This is a genomic window from Corynebacterium anserum, assembly GCF_014262665.1.
Lineage (GTDB): Bacteria > Actinomycetota > Actinomycetes > Mycobacteriales > Mycobacteriaceae > Corynebacterium > Corynebacterium anserum.
This window is the reverse complement of sequence record NZ_CP046883.1, coordinates 1,933,414-1,960,277: the sequence shown is the minus strand read 5'-3', so window position 1 is coordinate 1,960,277 and position 26,864 is coordinate 1,933,414. Positions and strand designations below refer to the sequence as shown.

The 26,864-nt window shown below is 56.3% G+C and carries 21 protein-coding genes; 20 read left to right on the top strand and 1 reads right to left on the bottom strand.

Annotated features, from left to right (window positions below):
* The first annotated feature begins 22 nt into the window (after positions 1 to 22).
* The 14 genes from GP473_RS08245 (at position 23) to rfbB (ending at position 19,077) form a co-directional block, all read left to right on the top strand.
* Positions 23 to 289: a glutaredoxin family protein gene (locus tag GP473_RS08245; protein ID WP_185770397.1), complete on the top strand. Its 267-nt coding sequence runs from the start codon at positions 23 to 25 to the stop codon at positions 287 to 289.
* Between the two features lie 181 nt (positions 290 to 470).
* Positions 471 to 1,922 carry a glutamyl-tRNA reductase gene (locus tag GP473_RS08240; RefSeq protein ID WP_185770396.1) on the top strand — a complete coding sequence of 484 codons (1,452 nt, stop codon included), beginning with the start codon at positions 471 to 473 and terminating at the stop codon, positions 1,920 to 1,922.
* Positions 1,922 to 2,908, top strand: coding sequence for a hydroxymethylbilane synthase (hemC, locus tag GP473_RS08235; protein WP_186276839.1), 987 nt, complete (start codon positions 1,922 to 1,924; stop codon positions 2,906 to 2,908). The genes GP473_RS08240 and hemC overlap by 1 nt, the downstream gene beginning before the upstream one ends.
* A gap of 148 nt (positions 2,909 to 3,056) precedes the next feature.
* Positions 3,057 to 4,880, top strand: a complete 1,824-nt coding sequence (locus tag GP473_RS08230) for a bifunctional uroporphyrinogen-III C-methyltransferase/uroporphyrinogen-III synthase (protein ID WP_185770394.1) — start codon at positions 3,057 to 3,059, stop codon at positions 4,878 to 4,880.
* Positions 4,881 to 4,942: 62 nt separating this feature from the next.
* Positions 4,943 to 5,989, top strand: coding sequence for a porphobilinogen synthase (gene hemB / locus GP473_RS08225; RefSeq protein ID WP_185770393.1), 1,047 nt, complete (start codon positions 4,943 to 4,945; stop codon positions 5,987 to 5,989).
* Between the two features lie 277 nt (positions 5,990 to 6,266).
* Entirely contained in the window at positions 6,267 to 6,980 is a 714-nt protein-coding gene (locus tag GP473_RS08220; RefSeq protein ID WP_185770392.1) for a hypothetical protein, read from the top strand.
* Positions 6,981 to 8,136: 1,156 nt separating this feature from the next.
* Entirely contained in the window at positions 8,137 to 10,974 is a 2,838-nt protein-coding gene (locus GP473_RS08215; protein ID WP_246394763.1) for a heavy metal translocating P-type ATPase, read from the top strand.
* Positions 10,975 to 11,294: 320 nt separating this feature from the next.
* Positions 11,295 to 12,614, top strand: coding sequence for a glutamate-1-semialdehyde 2,1-aminomutase (gene hemL / locus GP473_RS08210; protein ID WP_281381113.1), 1,320 nt, complete (start codon positions 11,295 to 11,297; stop codon positions 12,612 to 12,614).
* A gap of 121 nt (positions 12,615 to 12,735) precedes the next feature.
* Positions 12,736 to 13,341, top strand: coding sequence for a histidine phosphatase family protein (locus GP473_RS08205; RefSeq protein WP_186276838.1), 606 nt, complete (start codon positions 12,736 to 12,738; stop codon positions 13,339 to 13,341).
* An 11-nt stretch (positions 13,342 to 13,352) separates the two neighbouring features.
* Positions 13,353 to 13,958 (top strand): TlpA disulfide reductase family protein, encoded by a 606-nt coding sequence (locus GP473_RS08200; RefSeq protein ID WP_185770390.1) that lies wholly within the window; start codon positions 13,353 to 13,355, stop codon positions 13,956 to 13,958.
* A 24-nt stretch (positions 13,959 to 13,982) separates the two neighbouring features.
* Positions 13,983 to 14,789, top strand: coding sequence for a cytochrome c biogenesis CcdA family protein (locus tag GP473_RS08195; protein ID WP_185770776.1), 807 nt, complete (start codon positions 13,983 to 13,985; stop codon positions 14,787 to 14,789).
* Between the two features lie 100 nt (positions 14,790 to 14,889).
* Complete coding sequence (locus tag GP473_RS08190) at positions 14,890 to 16,569, top strand: cytochrome c biogenesis protein ResB (RefSeq protein WP_185770389.1); 1,680 nt, start codon at positions 14,890 to 14,892, stop codon at positions 16,567 to 16,569.
* A gap of 278 nt (positions 16,570 to 16,847) precedes the next feature.
* A complete protein-coding gene (gene ccsB / locus GP473_RS08185) occupies positions 16,848 to 17,921 on the top strand; it encodes a c-type cytochrome biogenesis protein CcsB (RefSeq protein WP_185770775.1) in 1,074 nt (357 codons plus the stop codon).
* A gap of 61 nt (positions 17,922 to 17,982) precedes the next feature.
* Entirely contained in the window at positions 17,983 to 19,077 is a 1,095-nt protein-coding gene (gene rfbB, locus GP473_RS08180; protein ID WP_186276837.1) for a dTDP-glucose 4,6-dehydratase, read from the top strand.
* 105 nt (positions 19,078 to 19,182) lie between these two features.
* Here the strand turns inward: rfbB and GP473_RS08175 are convergent, their stop codons facing one another.
* Positions 19,183 to 20,529 (bottom strand): MFS transporter, encoded by a 1,347-nt coding sequence (locus GP473_RS08175; RefSeq protein ID WP_186276836.1) that lies wholly within the window; start codon positions 20,527 to 20,529, stop codon positions 19,183 to 19,185.
* 259 nt (positions 20,530 to 20,788) lie between these two features.
* Between GP473_RS08175 and GP473_RS08170 the strand changes: the two genes are divergently transcribed.
* The 6 genes from GP473_RS08170 (at position 20,789) to rfbA (ending at position 26,860) form a co-directional block, all read left to right on the top strand.
* Positions 20,789 to 21,784, top strand: coding sequence for a siderophore ABC transporter substrate-binding protein (locus GP473_RS08170; RefSeq protein WP_186276835.1), 996 nt, complete (start codon positions 20,789 to 20,791; stop codon positions 21,782 to 21,784).
* 460 nt (positions 21,785 to 22,244) lie between these two features.
* The gene (locus GP473_RS08165) at positions 22,245 to 23,171 is read left to right on the top strand and encodes an ABC transporter permease (RefSeq protein WP_246395010.1); all 927 of its coding nucleotides are present in this window, start codon (positions 22,245 to 22,247) and stop codon (positions 23,169 to 23,171) included.
* Positions 23,172 to 23,247: 76 nt separating this feature from the next.
* On the top strand, positions 23,248 to 24,264 hold the full coding sequence (locus GP473_RS08155) for an iron chelate uptake ABC transporter family permease subunit (RefSeq protein WP_246395009.1): 1,017 nt from the start codon (positions 23,248 to 23,250) through the stop codon (positions 24,262 to 24,264).
* A complete protein-coding gene (locus GP473_RS08150; RefSeq protein ID WP_186276833.1) occupies positions 24,261 to 25,016 on the top strand; it encodes an iron ABC transporter ATP-binding protein in 756 nt (251 codons plus the stop codon). Before GP473_RS08155 ends, GP473_RS08150 begins: the two co-directional genes overlap by 4 nt.
* 199 nt (positions 25,017 to 25,215) lie before the next feature.
* Entirely contained in the window at positions 25,216 to 25,920 is a 705-nt protein-coding gene (gene rfbC / locus GP473_RS08145; RefSeq protein ID WP_185770382.1) for a dTDP-4-dehydrorhamnose 3,5-epimerase, read from the top strand.
* A 67-nt stretch (positions 25,921 to 25,987) separates the two neighbouring features.
* Complete coding sequence (gene rfbA, locus GP473_RS08140; protein WP_186276832.1) at positions 25,988 to 26,860, top strand: glucose-1-phosphate thymidylyltransferase RfbA; 873 nt, start codon at positions 25,988 to 25,990, stop codon at positions 26,858 to 26,860.
* The last annotated feature ends 4 nt before the right edge of the window (positions 26,861 to 26,864 follow it).

The following is a 26,864-nucleotide window of genomic DNA, read 5'->3' as shown; positions in this document are numbered from 1 at the left end:
ACGGAGTATTAGCATTGGCGAGATGAAAAGCTCATCCCCCATTCCACATCATGTCACGCTCCTCACCCGTTCCACGTGTGGATCCTGCCAGCGGGTGGAACGGCAAATCCTGCCCGTTATCATCGACGCCAACGCGCAACTTGACGTGATACAAGTGGACGCTCCAGATGCCGATCCGCAGTTAGAAATGGAATTTGGCGACAGAGTGCCCGTCATCTTAGTCGACGAAGAAGAATTTGCCTGCTGGGAAGTGGACAACGACGAATTAGCAGAGCAGTTGAGCCGCTAGAAAAGGACAGGTGGCCCGCCAGTGCTGCGGCTGACTCAGCTGCCCCCATATAACAAACCCCCTGAACGTTTTGTCATTGGGGTGGGTTAAGGGATACCGTAGGTAGCCGTAACTTCCCCCGGGGGACGTGTCTTCTCATGAGTTCAACCGGGTACAGGCTTGCAGGAGGCATGAATTAGGTATGGACGCTAGCGCAGCGACAGGCACCGCAGCAGTGCTGCTGGTGGGGCTGTCCTTCCGCTCCGCTCCCGTCCCTATCCTGGAAAAAGTATCCGTGGCGGACACGGACCTGCCCAAACTCCAACTGTCTCTGCTGGATAACGATGTGATTTCCGAAGCGCTCGTGCTATCCACCTGTAACCGCATGGAGTTTTACACGGTGGCTAACGCTTTCCACTCGGGGCTCGATCACGTTGTAGAGACCATCGCCGATTTCTCCGGTTTACCTGTAGAAGACCTAGAGCCTCATCTCTACGTGCACTATTCAGATGCCGCCGCCGAGCACATGCTGAATGTGGCGTCGGGCTTGGACTCGATGGTCGTGGGTGAGCAACAGATCATCGGGCAACTGCGCACCGCATACCAGCAGGCGAGCCAGATCGGCACGGTGGGACGCACCCTTCATGACCTCTCCCAACGTGCTCTACGCACCGGCAAACGCGTACATACCGAGACCAACATTGATACTGCTGGTGCATCCATGGTCTCCTTTTCCATCGACAAGGCACTTGATCACCTCGATATCGACGCTACCGCCGACACACCTCTCGCAGGCCGCCGCGCGTTGATTATCGGCGCGGGTGCGATGGCCTCCCTCAGCTCTACACATCTGGGAAAACTCGGTATTGACCAGGTTATTGTGGCTAACCGCACCCTATCCCGGGCGGAGAATCTGGTCGCTCATGCTCAAGAAGCAGGGGTGCAGGCCACTGCTGTGCCGCTCGAGAGAATGCCGGAAGCCATGGCGGATGTGGACATCGTCGTATCCGCCACGGGAGCCGTTGGGTGCGTTGTGCTTGAGGAGCATGTTCGATGTGCACACGGCAGGCGCAACCGCCGCCCGTTGGTGCTCGTGGACCTATCCATGCCTCGTGACATCGATCAAGCCACAGCGGAACTGCCCAACGTTCATCTGCTCAACATCGAACAACTGACCACCATGGCCGGCGAGGGGGTGGAGGATGAAGATCCCGCTCGTCGTATCGTGGCTGAGGAGTTAGACGAATTCATAGAGCAACAACGAGCTCAGGCCGTCGTTCCAACAGTGAAGGCCTTGCGCCAAAAAGCCGTGGACCTGTTAGCTGACGAGCTACTGGCCTTAGAGCGGCAAACGCCCACTATGAGTGAGCATGACCGCGAGCAGGTAGAGCGTTCCATGCGCAAGCTCGTGGATAAACTGCTCCATACACCTACGGTGCAGGCCAAGAAGCTTTCGGCCTCAGGGCAAGCAGTGAGTTATCCAGATGCATTGGCTGCACTATTCCAGTTGCCGACGGGCGTGATTGAATCTGTCACCGAGGCCAGAGTGAAACGTGTGCCCGCACAGCGCGCAGGCAATCACAGCGCCGCACTGCGCATACCAAACACCACTACTGTTCACAGCATTTCCGACAGCACTCGAGGTAACAAGTAATGACGACCGCACGCACATTCCTACTGGGCACCCGCGGCTCCTTGCTCGCTACCACGCAGTCCGGCCACGTCCGCGACGGCGTGCTGAAGCAAGGTTTCTCCTGCGAGCTTCACATCGTGCATACCCCCGGCGATGCATCGCAGGCAGCGCAAACCCCGGTGACCCAGATTGGCGTGGGAGTGTTCACCGAAACTCTGCGCACAGCCCTGGCCCAGAAGGAATGCGATATTGCCGTGCACTCCTTCAAAGATCTACCCACCGCACCGGACAACCGCTTCACAACTATCGTTCCACCGCGTGCGGATGCGCGAGAGGTCCTGGTGAGCAGGGGTAACAGGACCCTTTTGGAGCTGCCGAAGGGAGCCAAGGTGGGAACGGGCGCTCCGCGTCGTGTTGCCCAGATCCTCGCTGTGCGCCCTGACTTAGAACTAGTTCCAATCCGTGGCAACATCACCACCCGCATGGGGCGGATCAATGAGGATCTCGACGCAGTGGTGCTCGCGCGCGCCGGTCTGTCTCGTGCGGGGTTGTTAGAACACGCTGCTGAATCCATTGATCCTTCGTTGATCATGCCTGCACCTGCTCAAGGCGCGCTGAGCGTGGAAGTACGCAGTGATGACGAAGAAGCCTGGGCAGCTGTGGAACCGCTGGATCATACCCCGAGCCATGCGCAGGCGATTGCCGAGCGGGCTGTTCTGGCCACCCTAGAAGCAGGCTGTTCCGCCCCGGTTGCTGCTTATTCCACGATTGACACCGCTGAGGACGGCACTAGTGCCACCATCACGGTGCATGGCGGGGCTTATGCGTTGGACGGATCCGAGTCCTTGGTCCGTTCCACCACCGTCACCATTGCCCTGGGACCTACCGGAACGCTGAAAGACAGGACATGGCAGGAAACAGAGCTGAGAGCACGGGAGGCTGGCTCCACCGTGGGGCGTGCCTTACTCGACGCAGGAGCAGAAAGACTCATGGCGGCCGAAAAATAGTGCCGCCCACCCCAGTAACAGAGCCTTTTTCTCCATCCCTCATCGATTCACGCGCTGATCTGCTCGCCACCAGGTGGGGCATGACAACCTACCATGGACGTTCGTTTAGCGCGGAGAAGACACAAAAGACAATCAAGAGAGCCAACAAATGACCGATTCCGGAAATACCTCCCTGGGCACGGGACGCATCCTGTTTGTGGGTGCAGGTCCAGGCAACCCGGATCTTCTCACCGTCCGCGCACGCGACGTCCTAGAGCAGACCGCATACGCATGGGTTGACCCCGCCGTCACCGTGGGTGTCCGCAGCCTCATCGCCGCCCACGTGCCGGTTCCACAGGAAAAGCTGGATGCCGCCGAGGCTGCGTGGGAGGCACAAGTGAAAGCTGCGAAGGAAGCGGGCGCACGCCGCAAGCCGCCACGCCCTGAACCTCCAAGTGCTGCAGAGATTGAGTACGCGATACCTTTTGTTGAGGATGGCCAGCCGCGCGACATCGCCGAACAGATGGTGAAACGGGCGCAGTCAGGCGATGATGTGGTGCGCCTTGTCGCCGGCAATCCACTGAGTAACGAAGCCGTCATGGCGGAACTGCATGAAGTGGAAGCCCTATGTGATCCACTGAGCATCGAGTTCCAGGTGATCCCCGGCATGACAGGCGCGGCGGCCGTCCCTGCTTTCACTGGTATCGGAGTGGGCCCTGACGTTACTGTCGCCGACGTACGCGACAACGCGGACTGGGATCAATTGGCTAGTGCAGGGCTGCCACTGATCCTGACGGCGGCTCCGAACAACCTGGCGGAGATCGCCTCTGAACTTAAGCATCGGGACATTCCCGGCACCACGCCGGCTACCGTCACTGTGCATGCAACTACTCGTCGCCAACGTTCTTATGACACCACCTTGGATACCCTCAAATCCATCGCCGCCGCATCTGGCCCCGCGGCAAAGGATGGGGAGCTTCCCGATGAACTGCTTGTGACGATCGGTTCAGAAGCCGACCCCTCCAAGCGTTCCAAGTACTCCTGGTGGGAAAACCGCGCTCTCTATGGGTGGACGGTTCTGGTGCCGCGGGCAAAAAACCAGGCGGGCCCTATGAGCGCCCGCCTCGCCGCACACGGAGCGATCCCCGTGGAGGTGCCGACCATTGCGGTAGAACCACCGCGGAGCCCAGCCCAGATGGAGCGTGCCATTAAGGGCTTGGTGGACGGCCGTTACTATTGGATCGTTTTCACCTCGGTTAACGCCGTGAAAGCTACGTGGGAGAAGCTGTCGGAGTTTGGCCTGGACGCCCGCGCTCTCGCGGGCGTGCGCGTAGCTGCTGTGGGGCCGAAGACTGCGCAGGCGGTACGCGACTTGGGCATTACGCCGGAGCTTCTTCCCAAAGCACATGCCCGCAACGCTTCTGGGCTGGTTGAGGTATTCCCACCCCATGACGAGGATCTGGATCCGGTGGACCGTGTGCTCTTGCCGCGTGCGGACATTGCCACGGACGTGCTTGTCGATGGTCTCATCGAGTTGGGCTGGGAAGTTGACGACGTGGTGGCTTATCGCACTGTTCGCGCCGCGCCTCCGAGCCAGGAAATCCGGGACATGATCAAAACAGGCGGCTTTGATGCCGTGTGTTTCACTTCCTCTTCCACCGTGAAGAACCTGGTGGGCATCGCTGGAAAGCCGCACACCCGCACCATCATTGCCTGTATCGGGCCGATGGCAGCGCAGACGGCGAAGGAGCACGGACTGCGTGTGGACGTGATGCCGGAGCATGCCGGGGTGGAGGATTTGGTGGACGCGCTGGCTTCCCACGTAGCCGATCTACGTGCGGCTGGGCAGCTGCCCCCGCCGCGCAAGCGTCGACGCCGGCGTAAGAACGCCGCGGCGACTCCAGCGATGAGCGTTACTGATAATGCTGCGTCGGGCGCCGCAATTCCCATGACATCCACGACCTCGGTGCCGCCGGCGACGATACATCCTTGAACCCAGTATCCCTAACCCCAGTATCTGTCGCGCCCTCGTAGAGGACTACCATCGGAGGCATTATGACTAGCTCTTCTTCCTCCACACCTGCCACGGGGTCGTTCATCCCTTCCCGCCGTCCACGTCGCCTTCGTACGTCACCGGTGATGCGAAGCTTCACGGCGGAGACGGATCTCAACCCGAGTCGCTTTGTCCTTCCGATGTTCATCGCAGATCGTGCGGATTCCACCTCTGCGGAGCCGACTCCTATCACCAGCTTGCCGGGGGTGGTGCAACACACTCCGTCGAGTCTGTTGAAAGCAGTTGAGGAAGCCGTGGAGGCAGGAGTGGGCGCAGTGGATCTCTTCGGTGTTCCGCTGGAAAAGGACAAGGATGCGACTGGCTCCGCTGGAATCTCTGAGGAGGGTGTGCTCAACCGCGCGTTGACCGCTGTGCGCAAGGAATTCGGTGATGAGATCCTGGTGATCGCTGATACGTGCTTGGACGAGTTCACGGATCATGGTCACTGTGGCGTGTTGTCCACGGACCGTTACGGTAAGACGATCATCGATAATGACGCCACCTTGGAGTTCTATGCTCATATGGCTGTTGCTCAAGCCGACGCTGGCGCGCATATGGTGAGTCCCTCCGGCATGATGGATGGCCAGGTGCGCCGTATCCGTGAGGCGCTGGACGCAGCAGGACACCAGGATGTATCCATCATGGCGTATTCGGCGAAGTATGCGTCGGCGTTTTATGGTCCGTTCCGCGAGGCTGTTGGCTCCTCCTTGCAGGGTGATCGACGCCAATACCAGCAAGATGCCCGCAACCGCCGAGAATCTCTGCTGGAGACTCAGCTGGACATTGACGAGGGCGCTGACATTGTCATGGTGAAGCCAGCGATGCCTTACCTGGATGTATTGCGAGAGATTGCCGACATGTCACCCGTTCCAGTCGCCGCGTATCAGGTCTCTGGGGAGTACGCGATGATCAGCGCTGCGGCGCAGAGGGGGTGGATCGATCTGGAACCGGCGATTATCGAATCGCTGACCGGTATTCGCCGGGCTGGTGCAGACATTATCCTGACGTATTGGGCAACCAAAGCGGCGCATATGCTGCGCAATGGCTAAGAGCTAATGGCTAATGGCTAAGGACTAATGTCTAATGGCTAAGGGCTAAGGACTAAAGAGGACATGAGCGAAGAAGCCATGAGAACCGTTCGGTATTCGCTTCGCCTGGTATTCGCGGATGCCGATGCCCAGCTGTGCGTGAGGCCAGTTGTTTGGTGAGTCCAGTGCCCAGCTGTGCGTGGAACCGGTTGCTTGGTGAACCTGGTGTACGGTGGAGTATCCTTCGCTCTAGAAGTCGGAGCATATTCCTCCGAGAGTCAGTAGGCTAGGAAGCCGTATGAACGGCAAGAATTTCGGCGTGAAGAAAAACACACAAAAATCAGGGAATAAGGACGACCTCATACCACCGAAGGTCGGCCGCAAGGATGGATTGGCACCGAACCTGAAGGATGCCCCCGAAGACGTCCGCTTTGGTGTGATGGCGTGGCTGAGCGTGTCCAGCATGCAGGCCATGTACGCCATTGTGCAGTTTGTGGCCAACATCGTCGATCCGCGTGCACTTCAGACTGAGATCAAGACCCAAACTGAGGGGATGGGTAGTGTAAGCAGCGCTTTCATTGATGCAGATCCTTCCACTCAGGCGCAAGCACTGAATTTATCCATGCTGGTCTGGATGCTTTTCGCAGCAGGTGTGTGCGCGTGGCTGACGCTGCGTGCAGGGCGAGGTGCCCCATATTCTCGTGTTTTCCTAAACGTCGGTTCGCTCTACCTTGCACTCCAGGCTGTCCTTTTGGTGTTCAGCGATGCACCATCCACCATGCCGTTGGGCTTTGTGTTGATGTTGGGAATCTTGAACATTCTCTCTGGTGTTGTGGCTGTGGTCGGCATGTGGTTCTTCTCCCGACCGGGCAATGAGGAATGGTTGGGAGTACCATCCCGCGCTGAGGTGGAAAAGTACGCGGAGGCTGTGCAGCGGCGTCGCGAAGAAGAAAAGGCAGCCAAGAAGGCTGCGAAGGAAGCAAAAGAAAAGCAAGCTGAGGACAAGAAGTAGCGATCCGAAGTATCGTCCTGTCTCCACTGAGGACTACTACATAGAGCCAATGTGTCCGTTGCAGATACGCCATCTTTACCAGCAAATAGAATTTCCTGTCCACGCGGTCGATACTGACCAACCTGGAACTCCGGGGTACTGGTTGTAAAGTCCATCAAAACCTAGCCATGCAATGATCCATTGCGAGGGTGGCTTTCGCATAGGTCGGCACCAGCCTCAATCAGGCAAAAGTTCAGGTGCAGAGCTTTGTGTATTCACAAGATCCGTTCATCTCAGCTGCACTAGCGATGGAAGGATTTAGAGATCCTATTGAGTGCGTCTCTCGAATACGTTAGAAGAGAACCAATGTCTTTGATATGTTCGCCCATTTGCCCATTTGATATAAACAAGGCTGGGAAATGGTGTGAATAACATTCGAATCAAGCTTACTGCTGTCACTTTTATAGCGATATTTTCAACGGCTTCCGTTGGGACTGCGTCACCAGTCTTAGCAGAGATGAATTTCTCCCAATCGAAGATAACGGGGTCCGTCTTCGATCATCCGATAAAAAATTCTAAAAGGGCTATGTGGGAATTGGTGCGTGTAGCATTGTTTCCGGGTTTTACTGCGGCTTAACTGGATCTTTTGCTGGCCCGTGTGGGGCTAGCGCGGCTATAGCTGGTGATAAGGTTGACTGGCACAAGAATTGTTAAAGGTAAAAGGAGTATTTTCCTTTCGATCCTCGCAAGTCCTACGCTAACCCTCCTATGTGGTGTTGTTTTACTCTTTTTCTTAACTAGCGATTCTAAGGCTCAGCTACTATTATCTTTTTCACTGGTTATATATACTCTGGTTATATTTACTCTGGATCAGCTCGTAGGGGTTGGGAGACGGATTCGTGAAAAATGAAGATTACCATTCGAGCGTGCTGACGCTTGAACGATGCACGGCGAATCTGTGACCTACTACGGGTCCACTGTGATCAAAGGGCAGGAACCGATTCTGAACCGCAACCTCCTACATGTCAGTGTGGATCGCAATGTCAACCGCAATGTCAACAAGGCTTACCGGAGCAACGGGACGGCGCGAACCAGCTCGTTTGTTATACCATGTGACCTTTGATGCATTGTCCCGCTGACAGCGGGTGCGGAACATTCGAGAGAAAGGCTCACAGCAGTGGCTGAATACAGTGCCGGACATGCTGGGACATCTGGTGTTCCCGAACCTGCTGAGGAGCCGGATTTCGATGTCGTAGAGGAAAAACGCCGGGGCACGGTCGAATCCGTCGATCGAGCCATCGCCGAGGCACGCGCTGCAGCGAAAACTGCGGGTTTTGATATGGAACGCGCGGCTCGCCCCGGCTCGCCGGAACGCCGCGAACTGTCCAAAAACCACGGGCTTGCATCTTTTGCTTTTCGCTTAGTGGGGCTCGAATCCGCCGTCGATGCAACGGCGTTAGAACGAGACCTCAACGCCATGGTCGGCGTGGAAGCTGTGGTGGTCTATTCCTCTCGTATGGCGTGGATTTCTGCGGAGGACTACGTCAATCCCGCGGATCTTATGCGTCATATGCGCAATTGCGGTGTGGAGGGGTGGATGACCGCTTCCACTCTGCGTCGCCGATCCGAACGCCTGGATTTGCAGGAGACACGCTCCCGTATGCGGCGCCATCACTATGCGAAGCACCGTTCCCGTTTCACGGTGAGTTCACGTACTCGAGGTGCGGAATCTACTGTGATGGATCGCCGCTTGCGCAATCCTTTTGATGGCACGGAGGTTTTGCACACAGCCCGAGAGTTGATCACGAGGTTGCGCCTCATCGTCGCCGTGGTGCTGGGCCTGCCGGTTGTCGCCGTAGAGTTAGTTCCCTCTTGGCAATTTGACTACTGGCAGTGGGTATCGGCGGCTCTGGCCACCCCCGTCGTGACCTGGTGTGCGTGGCCTTTTCACCGAGCGATGGCGGGTGGATTGCGTCGCGGTATGTCGGCGCTCGATGGAGCCAGCTCCATGGCAATCGTCCTCGCCTACCTCTATTCCCTCTGGGCACTGATTTTCACCGACGCGGGTGAGGTCGGGTGGACCACCCGCCAGGTGCTCATTGCGCGCGACTGGTCAAACCCACAGATGCAAGGGTCGATGTTCTTCGACGTGGCCTGCGGCGTCGCCATTCTGTTGTTATTCGGCCGCCTCCTTTCCCGACGCAACCAATTACGTTCCCGCGCAATCCTCTCCGTTCCTACCCATGCCTTGAGTAAGGAAGTGACGGTGGTGCGTAAAACCAAGAAAGGCAGGGTGAATAAAACGCAGGTGGCGCCGACGGAGCTTCGCCGCGGCGATGACATCATCGTGCCTTATGGTGCGTGGGTTCCGAGTGATTGCGAGGTGATGTCCGGCAAGTCCGAGGTAGACATGGGGCCTGTGGGAGGCGTTGATCGCCGGAAGAAGGTCTCCGTGGGGGACAAGGTCTATGCGGGAGCTCGTAATGAAGGCCAGCCCTTGAAATTGCGAGTGCAAGAAACCGGATCCAAGACTCGCCTCGCCGCAATGCAGCGCTGGATGAATAATGCTGTTCAGGACGAAAACCGCTTCACTCAGCTAACCAACCGCACGGCAAGCCTGCTGGTGCCGTGGGCGATGGCCATTGCCATCATCAATTTCTTCGTGTGGCTCATTGTTACTGGTTCCGTGGATGCCGCGATGGCCACGAGTTTGTCGGTCATGGTGGCCGTGGCTCCCGTGGCGTTGGCGCTATCTGCTCCTTTAGCTTTGCGGTTAGGCATTGGACGCGCCGCGTCACAGGGAGTGCTGCTGCGCGAGACCGGTACCATTCACCAGCTTGCCGAGATTGATTCCATTATTTTCAACCGAGTAGGGACGCTCACAACGGGTCCGATGCACGTCATTGCCGTCACACCGGCTAAAGGGGAGAACGCGGATTTAGTTCTCCGCGTGGCCGCGGCGTTATCCATGGAGTCCACGCACTCTGTCTCGAAGGCCATTGTTCGGGCAGATCGCGAGGCCAGGGATGCCAATGCGGGTGGCGACGAGATCCCACATTGGCTGGACACCGGGGAAGTTTCCATCAATAAGGATGGCTCTTTCTCTGGCGTGGTGGATATTCCATTGGGCGGGGAGTTACGCCATGTACAGGCATCGTTGTGGCGTCCGCGTGATCTCGGAGAGCTGAAGGATCATAGGTTGGCTTCTGCCGCAGTATCCGGAGGAACCCCCGTTATCGTTCGCTGGAAAGGCAAGGACCGTGGAGTGATTAACCTCGCGGATTCTTTCCGGGATGATGCTCCGCTGGCAGTGGACAAGCTCGAGGGTATGGACATTGAAACGTTTATGCTGTCTCGAGATATGTACCCGGTGGCTCGCCGAATCGCTAATTCCTTGGGGATTTCCACGGTGCTGGCAGGTATCGCGCCGGGGCGCAAAGAAGCAACTGTGCGCAGTTTGCATGCGCAGGGTCATAACGTAGCGATGGTCGGGGATAAGGACATCACTATGGCATTGCGTGCGGCTGATGTGGGGATTCTCATGGGAGCGCGCGAGAATCTGGACGCGGCCTCCGTGCACACCGCTGACGTGGTGGTGATGCGCGAGGACGTTCAGGCTATCCCCGATGTCATTAACCTCGTGCGTCACATCCGTAACATTGTGGACTGGAACATTTGGCTCAGCTGGGGTTATAACGGGCTGGCTATTGTTCTCGCGGTCGCGGGGTTCCTTAATCCTCTGGTAGCGCCGGTGGCGATGCTCGCGAGCTCGGCGCTCATCGAATGGCGTTCCGAGCGAGTTGCGGTGAAGAATTTTGCGGATAACACCATGCGTCATACGCACACGTGGCAAGGATGGACGGAACGAGTGCAGGCGATTCGCGCGTTGAAGAAGCGCGAGGAGGCTCGCGCGGTCGCTATGGAACATGCGCGGGAAGAGGCGGCGTCCGATAAAGATACGGAACCAGCGACGAACGCTGCGTTGGCGGCTATGGACCGCAAGGCACGCAGTTAAGCGCTCGCGGGCTACGGACCGCAAGACTCGCAGTTAAGCGCTGTAATGGCGGCTGTGGCCTGCAAGACTCGTAAGGGGGCTTACTGGAAAGGGGGGCTCGCTGAACAAAGGGGAACACGGTGGATAGGGGATACGACGGGTAAGGGCGCGGTGGGGCGACACCGACCGGACATGTCGTCACCCGCCTGGTTAGACTCTAGGTGGAAAACGTTTCGCTGTGGCGTGGAATTCTCCCCGGAAATGCCTCCGGGAATGCCCCCGCGCAAATGTTCCCTGGGAATTGTCCTACGGAATTCTCCCTAAGAAAGGTCGGCTTGTACGTGTCTGCACACTCCTTCGTTCACACCAAAAGCGCCACCTCTATGGAGCGCGCGCAGTCCTTCATCCCGGGCGGAGTCAACTCACCCGTCCGCGCATTCGGTTCGGTGGGTGGGACGGCTCCTTTCATTACCGACGCCCAGGGCTCTCACCTACACGATGAAGACGGCAACACCTACGTGGACCTCATTTGCAGTTGGGGTCCCATGATTCACGGCCACGCGCATCCGCAGATCGTGGAAGCTGTGCAACGCGCAGCCTCCAAGGGGCTGTCTTTTGGAGCGGCTACATCCGCTGAAGTGGATTTGGCTGAGGAGATTGTTAACAGGACCTCCGTAGAGAAAGTACGTCTGGTGAACTCGGGTACTGAGGCCACGATGTCCGCTACCCGCCTCGCGCGTGGTTTCACCGGTCGCGACAAGATTTTGAAGTTCGAGGGCTGCTACCACGGCCACGTGGATTCCCTACTTGTCGCCGCAGGTTCCGGCGTAGCCACATTCGGACTGCCCGATTCCCCGGGCATTACGAAGGGCTCGGCTTCTGACACCGTGGTGGTGCCCTATTGGGATATCGACGCAGTGAAGTCAGCATTTGAGGCACATCCGGGAGAAATTGCCGCGATCATCGTGGAGGGTACCCCCGGCAACATGGGCACGGTGAGTTCCATTGATGCAGAGGGAACATCATTCAACGCTCAGCTGCAGCAGGTGGCTCATGCCCATGGAGCATTACTCATCGTGGATGAGGTGATGACCGGCTTCCGTGTCAGTTCACAGGGATGGTATGGCAAAGACCAAGTGGCGGGGGATCTCACCACCTTCGGAAAGGTGGTGTCCGGTGGATTGCCAGCAGCAGCCTTCGGTGGGCGCGCAGAGATCATGGATTGCCTGGCGCCGGTCGGGTCTGTGTACCAGGCAGGTACGCTATCGGGTAACCCGGTCGCCGTCGCTTCCGGCCTCGCCTCCCTCCAACTGGCTACTGATACGACATACGCCACACTAGATAGCAATGCAGAACGCGTCTCTTCCCTGATTTCTTCAGCTCTCACGCGTGAGTCAGTTGCACACCATGTACAGCGTGCGGGCAACATGTTCTCTTTCCGTTTCGCCGAGGGAGAGGGCAAGAACTTCGCAGATATGCAGGCGGCTGAGACCTTCCGTTTTCCAGCGTTCTTCCACGCGTTGCTAGACCACGGAGTTTTTGCCCCACCGAGCGTGTACGAAACCTGGTTCGTCTCCACCGCGCTGACCGATGATGATTTTGCCACGATCGAGGCAGCGGCGGCATTCGCTGCGAAGGCGGCGGCAGCGGCGAAGGCGTAGTGTCTTCGTCCTCAGTGGTGGAGGGTTTTCTCACCAAGCGTCAAATAGTCAGGGAATTCCCAGCTGGAGGCACCTGTTCTGCTTAGGATTTGCCTGGGGGTACCAGGTAAGCTCGGGTGACATGACGACGATTGTGCACCTAGTTCGCCATGGTGAAGTTCATAACCCCGCGAAGATTCTTTACGGTCGTTTGGAAGGCTATAGGCTCTCCGACCGTGGACAAGCGATGGCCGAGGCCACTGCATCGGATCTTGCGGATCATGACGTGGTGTACCTCGGATCCTCCCCGATGCAGCGAGCACAGGAGACGGCTAAACTTTTTGCTGAAAAACTCGGGTTGGAAATAGAGACCGATGAGCGGCTCATTGAGGCGGGCAACCAGCTGGAAGGCCGTCACATCAAGGGTGTGCGCAGCGAGCTGTGGAACCCCAAGCTGTGGCCCCTGCTTAAGAACCCATCCATTCCCTCCTGGGGCGAACCTTATACCGAGATTGCACAGCGCATGTGGGAAGCGATCGACGATGTGCGGGCGAAAGTACGCGGCCATGAGGCCGTATTGGTCTCTCACCAGCTTCCCATCGTGATGATTCAGCGCGATGCGCAGGGATTACCCCTAGCTCACAATCCCGCCGCGCGTCAGTGCGAGTTGGCGTCGGTGACCTCGCTGGTTTTCGATGGTCGCGACCTCACCGATATCTACTACAGCGAGCCAGCACAGCGGGTGTGAGTATCGTGTCGATGAAGAAAACTTTTGCAGCAGTGACTCTCGCCGCCACAGCCAGTCTGCTTGTCGCGTGCGGTGAAGATTCCACCGCCGGTACGGACGCCGTGGCCATAGGCGGTACCTTTGAGTTCGTCTCTCCGGGCGGACAGACCTCCATTTCTTATCCGCAGGATCAGCGGCAGAAGATCGGTAACATCCAAGGGGTGAACCTACTGGACAACTCCTCAATCAACCTGGATGAGGACTTCCGTGGCAAGGTTGTGGTGCTCAATTCATGGGGGCAGTGGTGTGGACCATGCCGTTCGGAGTCCGATGATCTGCAGCGGGTTCAGGATAAACTCGACAAATCTGGGAAAGGCACTGTACTGGGTATCAATGTGAAGGATCCAGTACGGCAAAAACCACAGGACTTCGTCCGTGACAATGGGATCACGTACCCGTCGCTCTATGATCCGCCATTCAAATCCGCACTGGCGATGGGCGGCGTGCCTGCGTCGGTAATTCCAACCACTATTGTGTTGGACAAACAGCACCGGCCAGCCCATATCTTCCTCAAAGCGATCACCGATGATGAACTGTGGAAGGTAGTGGAACCGTTGCTGGATGAACAGGACGCATAGAGCGTGAGTGCTTCGATAGATATCCTGGCTAGCCACGTTATGGCTCAGGGGATCGGTGCATCATTTGCCGACACCGTATCCGCGGGGCCGCTCCTTCTCGCCATGCTGGCGGCAGCTGCTGCAGGTTTAGTCAGTTTCGCGTCGCCCTGTGTTATTCCTCTCGTGCCCGGCTACATTTCCTACCTTGCTGGCGTAGTCGGTGCGGATACTGAATTCACCGACAACGGCACTGTTGTCACAGCTAAACGCGGCCGCGTGGCCACCGCCGCGCTGATGTTTGTCGCGGGGTTTACCGCTGTGTTCGTCTTTGCTACAGCAACTGTTTTCGGGGTGATTGGGCAGCTCATGCTCAATCAGCAATTGCTGATGCGCATCGGCGGCGCGGTCACCATCATCATGGGTGTCATCTTCATGGGATTCATCCGTCCACTGCAGCGTGATACCCGTATGGCTCCGAAGCGTTGGACCACCATTGCTGGAGCGCCGTTGCTGGGTGGTGTCTTCGCTCTTGGATGGACTCCGTGCCTTGGCCCGACGCTAGCCGCCATCATCTCCGTATCTGCGGGCACGGAAGGAACGACCGCCCTGCGGGGCGTTATCCTCATCGTTGCCTATTGTCTGGGGCTGGGACTGCCTTTTGTGCTCGTTGCGCTGGGCTCCTCCAAAGTTCTGCGTGGCGTGGGATGGCTGCGGAAACATTCGCGCACCATCCAGATGATCGGTGGAGCGCTGCTGGTGCTCGTCGGAATTTTGCTGATTACTGGGCAGTGGGCGACCATTGTGGAGTGGATCCGCGTGGTGTTCATCTCTGACACCACGCTCCCGATTTAGCCTCGCTGCTGGGTGGGCTTGGCGTCGCACATAGAAAACAACATATAGACCAAAAACGTCGTTGAAACACGAACGTACAACCGCAACGAAGAACAAGAGCATGCTGAAGAAAATCCTCTCAATCCCGAAGGCCGGCTGGCAGTGGCTGACCAGGATGAAGACCGCGCTAGTTCTCATGGTGCTGCTGGTACTCGGCGCATTGCCCGGTGCATTGCTGCCACAGCGTTCTCTGAACAAGGACAACGTGGCGAAGTACATCGCAGCTAATGGCAAGACCGCAGAGATTTTCGATAAGCTCCAGCTTTTCGATGTGTTCAGTTCCACGTGGTTTGCGGCCATCTATGTGCTGTTGTTTATCTCTTTGATCGGCTGCATCCTGCCGCGCACCGTGGATCACTACAAAGCCTTGCGCACTGCGCCCCCACGCGCTCCGAAAGTGCTTTCCCGCATGCCGAATTACGTGGTCGGGGAGGTTGATACACCGGTTGAGGAGATCAAGGGGAAGCTGAAGAAAGAATTTAAGGGGTGGCAAGTAAATGAGGTTACCCCGGAGGATGACCGTGCCGGAAAATGGTCTCTTTCTGCTGAAAAGGGCTATCTGCGCGAAGCGGCGAACCTCGTGTTCCATATGTCCCTCGTCGGAGTGCTCATCGCCGTGGTTGCGGGGCGTTTGCTCTACTACGAAGGTCAGGTCATTGTGGTGGCTGGAACTGACCAGTCTCAGTTCTGTAACTCAGCGGTATCGAACTTCGACTCTTTCCGCCACGGCGCGCTCTTTGACGGTACGGGTCTGACCCCGTACTGCGTGAATATTAAGGACTTCAACGCTCACTACCTAGATAGCGGCCAAGCAGTGAGCTTTGAATCCAACATCGACTACGCAGACAGTAAGACCGCCATGTTGCCAACAGACCAGTGGCATCAGGGCAAGCTACGCGTCAACCATCCACTGCGCATCCAAGGTGACCGCGTATACCTACAAGGTCATGGGTACGCCCCCACGTTCACTATTACGTGGCCTAATGGTGAAAAACGCACAGATACCGTGCAGTTTCGACCAGATGACTTGACCTATTTCCTCTCTTCCGGAGCGGTACGTTGGGATCCACCCGCGGGTATGTACCCGTCTCTTTATGAGAGACGTCAGCACCAGATCTCCATTCAGGGCTTGTTTGCTCCTACAGCGGAATTCACCGGTAAGGGCGGGGCTTTGCTTACCTCCCGTTATCCGGCAATGAAGGACCCAGCGGTGGCCATCGACATTTATCGCGGTGATACGGGTCTAGATAGCGGGCGCAATCAAAATATTTTCTCGTTGGATCCAGAGGCTCTGCACAGCGGAAGCATGCAGAAACTAGATCGCGTGAACCTAAAGAAAGGTGAGACCGTCACGTTGGACGACGGAACCACCATCACCTTCGATGGAGCTCAGGAGTTTGTGAACCTCCAGGTATCCCGTGACCCTACGGTTTTGTGGGTACTTTTCTTTGCCGTACTGATGCTCGTGAGCCTGGTCACTTCCCTGATGGTCAAGCGACGCCGCTTCTGGGTGCGCCTCAGTGAAAACGCCGCGGGAGGCACCTCCATTGAAATTGCGGGCCTTTCGCGCACGGATTCTGCAGGATGGGGTTCAGAGTTTCACCGCCGTGCTGAACGCATCCTCGGGCTAGAAGAAGAAGATTTGGATGAGGATTTCGATTCTGATGGGATGAATTGGAACGAATCCTTTGATGACGGATTGGATGAGGCGATTAGCAGAGCTCGCGGTGATATGGATTAATGCCAGATGAAATCGCAGCTTTAGCTGCGATTTTGAAAGCTTGATCACAGTGGCCGCGGTAGCTACTGTATTGGTAGCTACCGTATTGGTGGGAAACAAAGCGCTCCCGCATTGCCACCACAGTGCAGTTGCCGCAGCGCAATTGTCACAGCCTTAACCCGCGGTGTGGAAGTTGCAGTGAAAACCTGCAGTACAGACTGAGCTTTTCGTGGCCGGTGAAGAGTTTTCGCGGTCCAGAACAGCGCAACGCAGGAGAGAATGTAAGGATCATGGGAAACATAGACATCGATCAGAATCTCGCTAATTTTTCTGACAATGCGTTCGTCGCAGCTGTGGCCATCTACTTATTGGCTCTGGCTGCCTCTTTGCTGTACTACACGCAGGTCCATCAGACCGCGGAACGTCGCCGTGAACGTGCTGCCTACCTAGCGGACTCGAGCTCTGCACAGGTGGCAGTCCGCGAAAAAGTTGCGATTGGGGCGGGTGGATCGGCAGATGTTACTGCTGTTGGTGAGCGTGCAGCAACGGGCGGGGTGGAGGAGGCAGACCTCCCGGAGAAGTTGCGGGCGGATGCGATCGTAAAGCGAGTGCGTACTTCTGACAAACTCGGCGGCGTCACTCAAACGCTCATTTGGCTTGCAATTACCGTCCACGCCGTCCAGGTAATTCTGCGCGGCATGGCCGCTCATCGCTTCCCGTGGGGCAACCTGTTTGAGTACATCACCGTTGTGAGCCTGTTCGCCATGATCATTTCTGCTGCCGTGGTACAGCGCAAGGCGATGCGCGTGATGTGGCCGTGGTTGCTGACCCCGGTGGTTGCTCTGCTGTTTTATGCAGGTCTGAAGCTGTACGCGGAAACTGCTCCGGTTGTGCCTTCGCTGCAGTCCGGATGGTTGCCGATTCACGTGTCTACCGTCGCTATCGGTGCCGGAATAGGTCTGCTGTCCGGCATGGCCTCTCTGATGTACCTGCTGCGTAAAGCGCAGCCGAAAGGCAAGGAAAAGGGCGTACTTGGCGCTATTGCTGCGCCATTGCCGGATGTCTCCACCCTGGACTCCCTGGCGTATCGCACTGCTGTGTGGGCGCTCCCAATTTTCGGCCTGGGTGTGCTCTTCGGCGCTATCTGGGCAGACGCCGCATGGGGGCGTTTCTGGGGCTGGGATCCAAAGGAGACCACATCTTTGATTGTGTGGATCCTCTACGCGGTATACCTCCATGCTCGCGCTACCCCGGGATGGCGCGGAAACAAGGCGGCGTGGATCAATGTGGTCGCATTTGCCACGATGGTTTTCAACCTGTTCTTCGTCAATATGGTCGTCTCCGGCCTGCACTCTTACGCTGGTTTGAACTAATTGCCCGCACCCCAAGGGGGAACGAGCGGTTGGTGTGGTCTGCAGCGTAAGCTGTTGAACCATGAGCACTGAGGCGAACACCCGCACCTTCACTCACCTATTAGTTACCGGAGGTGCCGGCTTCATCGGGTCTAACTTTGTCCACCGTACGCTCGCTACCCGCCCGGAAGTCAAGATCCATGTCCTTGATGCCCTGACTTATGCGGCCAATCCGGACAATCTCAAAACGGAGGAGGGGATTCCTCTAGAGGAGGCCTACCCCGGACGTTTCACCTTCACAAAGGGAGACATTGTTAACTCCGCCGTGGTCGATGACGTGGTGGGGGAACTGGCGCGGGAGGCCTCGGGCGGAGATGGCCGAACTTCAGGGGCCGCGATCGTACATTGTGCGGCAGAGAGCCATAATGATAATTCCCTTGTGGATCCAGGTGTCTTCGCCCGCACGAACGTGGAAGGTACGGTCAACCTTGCAGCCGCGGCTGTGCGCCACAATGTTTTCCTGCATCACATCTCTACGGATGAAGTATTCGGAGATCTGGCGTTGGATGATCCGCAACGTTTTACTACGGCGACGCCCTACCGACCCTCCTCGCCGTACTCTGCCTCGAAAGCTAGTGCAGATCACTTCATCCGTGCTTTCATTCGCTCTAAAGGGTTGCGCGCTACTGTGTCGAATTGCTCAAACAACTACGGTCCTCGCCAGCATCCCGAGAAGTTTATTCCCCGCCAAATCACTGCCCTCATAGAAGGCAAGAAACCACGTCTTTACGGTCAGGGGCTCAACGTTCGGGATTGGATCCACGTGGATGATCACAACGATGCGGTCTGGACGATCCTGGAAAAGGGTACGGAAGGTGAAACGTATTTGATCGGCGCCGATGGCGAGCGCTCCAACATACAGGTGGTTCGCGACTTGCTACGTATTTTTGGCCAGCAGCCCAACGCTTTCCTCCACGTGACAGACCGTCCGGGGCATGACCGTCGCTATGCTATCGATCCGATCTCCATCCGCTCGTTGGGATGGGAACCCGTTTATTGGAGTTTCGACGCAGGCCTGCGCGAAACCGTGGCGTGGTACCAGAACAATCAACAGTGGTGGAAGGAGGCGCGGGTGGCGTCGGAGGAAAAATACAGCCAGACGGAGCGAGAACTCTAAAGCCGCAGCGCCCAATCATGTGGGGGTGGTGCGCTGCGGCTAAGGGGATGGATGAACGCTAATGGTTCTAGGGATTAATGAATACTGCGCGGGTGAACGCAACCATTAGAGTTCGCGCTTGTGGAGATCCTTTGGAGTGAAGGCCAGAACAACAAGGGAGATGGCGCAGAGGATCATCAGATAGACACCAACCGACCATGAGTGGTGGAAAGTAGCGAGCAGCATTTCTGCAATCATCGGGGCGAAGGCGCCACCGATGATGGTGCCGAGGGCATAGCCTACGGATACGCCGGAGAAACGAATGCTCCGCGGGAACATCTCAGCGTACATAGCGGACTGAGGGCCATAGGACAGTGCGAGGCCAGGGATGAAAGCCAACATGCCGAGGCCGAACAACCAGATGCTGCCAGTATCGATCATCAGCCACACAGGGATGTTCAAGATCAAGAGCAGAACGTAGCCGATGATGAATGCTTGAGCACGACCGATACGATCGGAGATTGCGCCGGACCAGAAGGTCAGGACAACCCAGAACAACGCGGCGATGATCATCCAGATAAAGACATGAGTCTGTTCCATACCCAATTTCTTGGTGCCGTAAGAGCCCATGAAAGAAATGATCATGTAGCCGCATGCGTTGTTGGCGGCGAAGATCAACGCAGCCTTCAAAACCAGGCCAGAGTGGTTACGCATGAGCTCCGGCAGCGGTGCGGACGACTCGTGAGCCATTTCGCGGATTTCTTCGAAGACAGGGGATTCAGATACACGAGCGCGGATGATCGCACCGATGACCACCAAAACGATGGAGAGCATGAATGGAATACGCCATGCCCAGTCCATGTAGGTGTCCACACCCACGATGAGCGTCATGATGAGAGCGACGATGGTTGCCGCACAGAGGCCCAGAGGAACGCCGATTTGAGGGTAGGAGCCGAAAAGGCCACGTTTATTCTTGGGGGCGTGTTCAACGGCAAGGAGAGCGGCGCCGCCCCATTCTCCACCGGCAGAGAATCCCTGCAGGATGCGCAGGAGGACTAGCAGAATCGGTGCGGCGATGCCGATGCTTGAGTAGGTGGGGAGGAAACCGATGAGGCAGGTTGCTAGGCCCATGAGGATCAACGTGGCGGCCAGGATCTTCTTGCGTCCGTAGCGGTCGCCCAGGTGTCCAGCGACTGCTGCGCCCAGTGGGCGGAACAGGAAGCTGATGCCTAGAGAGGCCCAGGAGATAACCTGAGCCAGGGTTGGATTATTTTCACCGAGAGGGGCAAAGAACTGGGTGCCGAAAACCAGGCCGGCAGCCTGGGCGTAGATAAAGAAGTCGTACCACTCGATGGTGGTGCCTACCAGGGTGGCTTTGAGGATGCGGCGTTCCTCGGCGGTGCTTCTATCTTTCGTTGCTACTCCGGGGGTAGCCGAGTTCGATGCCTCGTTCGTCGTGCTCGTGTTTGACATGAAAGGAGAATTTAGCAGGTATTGCAGCTTTTTGTAGAAATTTTGGCAACTTATTTTGACAACATGTTTGTTGTCTATTTGGGGGGAGCGCTTTAGTAAGGATTGACTAACTTAGTTTAGCCTTTGTATTGTTTAGCATGGGTTTGCTTGTGAAGAGCAAAAGAAAACTATGGGAGTTTCCGCAGGAAATTCCGCAAAAATACTGACTACACCGATGTGCTGAGAAATTCTCGCGTATCCGAATGAATTGCAGGAGAATATGGCTTCCACTCGTTCCAAGCTGCTTGCTTTTGTTGCGGCATCTGGTCTGATTTTGACCGGCTGCTCTACTTCTGATGAGGGACACTCAACGAAGGATTCCGCATCTGTTCAGAAGATTTCAGTTGAAGACAACTTTGGTACGCAAGAAGTTCCACAGAATCCGAAGGCGGTTGCCTCTACGGATAACCGCACCTTCGAGGTTCTTGACGAGTGGGGCGTTGATCTGGTTGCTGCTCCTAAGCGTCTGATCCCAAAAACCATTCCCGACTACAAGAACAATGATGACATCGCGGACATGGGAAGCCACCGTGAGCCAAACCTCGAGGCTTTGGTGGCGACTCAGCCTGACCTGATTATCAATGGGCAGCGTTTCGACTCTCAGTATGACGAAATCAAAAAACTGAACCCGAACACGGCCATCGTTGATTTTGAGCCCCGCGATGACAAGCCAATGGATCAGGAGCTGAAGCGACAGGTTACTGAACTGGGCAAGATTTTCGACAAGGAAAAAGAAGCCCAGAAGCTGATCGATGATTTCGACGCAGCTCTTAAGCGCGCTAAGGATGCCTACGATGGCAAGTCTACCGTTATGGCAGTGAATGTCTCTGGTGGTGAGATCGGTTACGTGGCCCCTAAGGTCGGTCGCTTCTTTGGTCCTATGTTCGAGTGGATCGGCATGAAGCCTGCTCTCGAGGTCAAGGATGCAACCGACGATCACAAGGGTGACGACATCTCTGTTGAGGCTATTGCCGATTCGAATCCAGACTGGATGCTTGTTCTGGACCGTGATGCAGCCATTCAGGCTGGTGAAGAGGAGGGCTACACTCCAGCGGTCGATGTGATCAAGAAGAACCAGGCCTTGGCTAAGGTGACTGCGGTGAAGGATGACAACGTAGTTTTGGCACCCGCTGACACCTACACAAATGAGAGCATTATCACGTACACCAAGGTGCTCAACCAGATTGCTGACGCTATGGAAAAGCACAAGGGATAGCCAGAAGAGTGGAGGGAAGAAGGTAACCTCTTCCTCCTAGTGGAGCATTTGCGCAATATCTGAGCTGCGAAAATAGAGAGATTTCGGGAGATAATACGCTCCCGGAATTTTTCGATAGCTAGCGTTCCTCCTTGTCAAGCTGCTTACATCGGCTGTATTTGCGCAGGCAGAATGCTGAAAAGGCGCGGAGACTTCGGGTGTACCTCGCGGCGCAATTAGGTTAGGCTATATCAAGTTAAGTGACCCAAAGTAGGGCAATGTTGAGCCAACAGCTGGTGGATAGGAGCCAATAGCCGTTGGCCAGTTGCTCTACCGCAACCAACATGAAAGGCGACTGAGCATAGTGCCCGCAGCGTTAACTGATGTGCATAATGCCTCAACCGATGTACGTAGTGCGCAAGAAAGCAGCCTCGAGCCACGGCGCTTCGCACGTACCCGGGCCAAGCTTTTCGACTGGAAGCTGCTCCTCGGCGTTCTGGTGGTCTTAGTTCTACTCGCAGCATCCCTGTTGGTTGGTGAGTATGACATTTTCTCCGGCGACTTCGGTGCCGAGATGTTCAGCATTACCCGCGTTCCCCGTACCATCGCCCTGGTGCTCGCCGGTGCTGCGATGGCGATGTCTGGCCTGGTGATGCAAATGCTGACGCAGAATCGTTTCGTCTCTCCAACCACTACGGGCACCACGGAGTGGGCAGGTTTGGGGCTGCTGATCGTCATGGCTCTGTTTCCCATGGCGTCTGTGATGAGCCGCATGGTTGGTGCCGTGATTGCTTCCTTCGTGGGGACGATGGTGTTTTTCCTCTTCCTGCGTCGCGTGTCCTTACGCTCCTCCTTGGTGGTGCCGATTATTGGTATTATGTTGGGCGCTGTGGTCAGCTCGGTCTCGACGTTTTTTGCGTTGGAGACCGATATGCTGCAGTCCCTGGGGGTATGGTTCGCGGGCAGCTTCACCTCTGTCTACCGCGGGCAGTATGAGGTGCTGTGGATCGTTCTTGTCGTAGTCATCGCCGTGTTTATTTACGCTGATCGCTTGACTGTTGCCGGATTAGGTGAGGATGTCGCTACGTCGGTGGGGTTGGACTATCAGCGCATGTTGATTATCGGTACCGGTCTCATCGCGATTGCCACAGGTGTGGTCACCGTGGTGGTTGGAAACTTGCCGTTTCTTGGACTGATCGTTCCCAACATCGTTTCGATGCTTCGCGGCGATGATTTACGTTCGAACCTCCCGTGGGTCTGCTTGACGGGGATTGCCGTTGTTGCGGTGTGCGACATCATCAGCCGCATCATCATTTCCCCGTTTGAGATTCCTGTATCTGTGATTTTGGGCGTGGTCGGCGCCGTCGTTTTCATCACACTGATTGTGAGGCAGCGTCACCGTGGCTAATACCGTGAGTACCCATCACCCGGATAAACGTGCCGATTTTCCTTCTTCTTCCGACGCCACTTCTGGCGCCACCACGGTGCAGAAAAAACGGCGGAGGGGGGCCGGTGCCTTCCAGGACTCCCGAGCGGCGAAGAAGTACTGGATGATCCTCGGGGCGGTCGCCATCCTGAGCGTACTGTTTTCCTTTGGTTTGCTGGCCTATGACAACCCTATGCCCTTTGGAACCGTGCAATTTTGGTTGATCGCGGAGAGGCGTATGAACGCCGTGATAGCCATGGTCATCGTCGCGTTTTGTCAATCGATAGCCACTGTTGCTTTCCAAACTGTGACGAATAACCGCATTATCACCCCTTCCATCATGGGGTTTGAATCGCTCTACGTGGCGATCCACACCACGACGATTTTTATCGGCGGTGTGGCCGGTTTTAATGCTGCACGTACGTTGGATACCTTCCTGTTCCAATTAGTGTTGATGGTTGGATTGTCTCTGGTGCTCTACAGCTGGTTGCTTACGGCGAAGCACTCCAATATGCACGCCATGCTGCTCATCGGTGTGGTGATTGGTGGGGGCCTGGGGTCTGTGTCCACTTTCATGCAGCGCTTGCTGACCCCCAGCGAATTCGATGTGCTGACGGCACGGCTATTCGGCTCCATAAGCAATGCGGACCCCGAGTACTTTCCCATCGCTATTCCAGTGATGCTCGTGGCCGGTGGTTCATTGTTTCTCGCTGGTCGCAAGCTCAATGTGCTGGCTTTGGGGCGGGATACCACCGTCAATCTGGGCATCAATCACAAGCTATTCGCTGTGTACATCCTCGTTTTGGTGACTGTGCTCATGGCTTTGTCCACTTCGCTGGTCGGTCCGATGAGTTTCCTGGGATTCCTCGTAGCGACCTTGGCGTACCAGTGTGCTGATACTTATGACCACCGGTACATCTTCCCGATGGCCTTTTTCATCGGATTAGTGGTTCTCACCGGTGCGTACTTCATCATGAACCACGTTTTCTACGCCCAAGGCGTGGTCTCCATCATCATCGAACTAGTCGGTGGTGCCGTATTCCTCTTCGTGATTCTCCGAAAGGGTCGCCTGTGATCAAGCTAGACAACGTTCAGAAGCAGTACTCCAGCGACGTCGCCATTGGCCCGGCAGACCTGGAGATTCCCGCTGGCGGTATCACGGCCTTTGTTGGGCCGAACGGAGCCGGGAAATCCACCTTGCTCACAATGATTGGGCGTCTTCTCGACATTGATGAAGGCACGATCACTGTGGCGAATTTGGATGTGGCTAGCACAAAATCCAAGGACTTGGCCAAGGTGCTGTCTATCTTGCGTCAAGAAAATCACTTCATCACCAAACTCACGGTGCGGCAGTTGGTTGGGTTCGGACGTTTCCCCTATTCGAAAGGCCGTTTGACCGCCAAAGACGAGGAGATTATTTCCCAGTACATTGATTTCCTGGGATTGACCACGCTGGAAAACCGCTACCTGGATCAACTCTCCGGAGGGCAGCGTCAGCGTGCCTACGTTGCCATGGTTCTGTGCCAAGAAACAGACTATGTGATGCTGGATGAGCCACTGAATAACCTGGACATTGCCCACTCCGTGCAGATGATGACACACCTCAAGCAAGCTGCGCGCGAATTTGGCCGCACGATCTTGGTGGTTCTGCACGATATCAATTTTGCCGCTAAGTATGCGGATTACATCTGCGCGGTAAAAGACGGAAAAATCGTGGAGTTTGGGCCGGCGCAGGGCATTATGCAAGACGATATCCTCACCCGGATTTTCAACACTCCCATTACCGTCATCGACGGCCCCGACGGGCCGCTTGCCTGCTATTACTAACTCATTACCAAACTCCGTTTGGTCAATCAGCCCCTCCCCTTAATGTGCCAGCTCCATGTGAAGCGAGTATTTCTCGGAATGTGAAGCAAGTATTCCTCGTTGTCTGAGGTGAGTGCTCAGAGTCATGTGAGGTAACTGCTCAGCGTTATTTACAGAAGCAATCGCCTGGACTGTCCCACCCAGTCGCTAGAGTGAAGTTATGACTTCCAGCGAGACACAACTGGACCTCTCCGCTGACGCTCTGGCACCGGAGGAAGGCAGCATTACCGACTTGCCCATCAGAGGCGCCTGGCTTTTCACCCCGCGCGTGTTCGGTGATGAGCGCGGCACATTTCACGAGTGGTTCCGTAGTGAGCAATTCACGCACAAGCTCGGTTATCCGTTTGAGATCGCCCAGGCCAACATCTCCCGCTCGGTGAAAAATGTGGTACGCGGCATACACTTGGCCGATGTTCCCCCTGGTCAGGCCAAATTCGTGACGTGCGTTTCAGGCAGTGTGAAGGACATATTGGTGGATCTGCGTAAAGGCTCTCCCACATTCGGCAAACACATCGTGGTGGAGCTGAGCGAAGATAACAACACTGGGATCTTCGTGCCACTCGGTGTGGGGCATGGTTTTGTGGCGTTGAGTGAAAAAGCAACAGTGAGTTATCTGGTGACCGAGGCGTATAACCCACAGCGTGAATACGAGGTCGATCCATTCGATGACACCCTCGCTATCAACTGGGGTATTGCTAAAGAAGAGGCCATTTTGTCGGAGAAAGATCTCCGCGCACCAGCCCTGGCTACAGTGGACTCTCGCCTCAGCACGTGGAACGACGTGAGAGGTTGGGAAAAAGAACTCCGCACAACGTGGCAGGAGGCCATGGCGGATGCAGAGACGTGGGAAATTCCCTCGGGCTAAAACTCAGCGCACTGAACAGGCTCACACCACCAGACGACTGACAACTAGGGGAGAGGCGGAGCCCGCAATGAAAGGCATTATCCTCGCTGGAGGAACCGGTTCCCGTTTGTGGCCGATTACGCAGACCATATCCAAACAACTGGTGCCGGTTTACGACAAGCCAATGATTTACTACCCGCTAACTACGCTGATGCTGGCGGGTATTCGGGAGATCTTGGTCATCACCACCGAGCGTGATGCAGCCCAATTCACGCGCCTGCTAGGCGATGGCTTCCAATTTGGAGTGGATATCAGCTACGCCACCCAATCAGCGCCGAATGGACTGGCGGAAGCGTTCATCGTTGGCGCAGAGTTCATCGGCGAAGACTCAGTTGCGTTGGTACTGGGCGATAACATTTTCTACGGTGCTGGGTTAGGCACACAGCTGCGTCGCTTCGAAGAACCAGAAGGGGGAACGATCTTTGCCTACTGGGTTGCTGAACCACAGGCCTACGGGGTTGTGGAATTCGATCTGGACGGCAAGGCTCTCAGCATCGAAGAAAAACCGCGAGATCCGAAATCTCACTACGCAGTGCCTGGTCTGTACTTCTACTCCAACGACGTGGTCGATGTTGCCCGTGGATTACAACCCAGCGCACGCGGGGAGTTGGAAATAACGGACATCAACCGCACATACCTGGAACAAGGGAGGTTGCAGGTCGAAGTCTTGCCGCGTGGCACCGCATGGCTGGATACCGGAACCATTGATGACTTGGCAGCAGCCGGGGATTTTGTTCGCGCGATTGAAAAGCGTCAAGGGCTCAAAGTCTCGTGCCCTGAGGAGGTGGCTTGGCGCATGGGATATATCGATGATGAGCAACTCCACGTCGCTGCACAAAAGCTAGCGAAAAGCGCCTATGGCCAGTACTTGGCGGGGTTGCTGAAACGAGGAAAGCTGTAAAGCA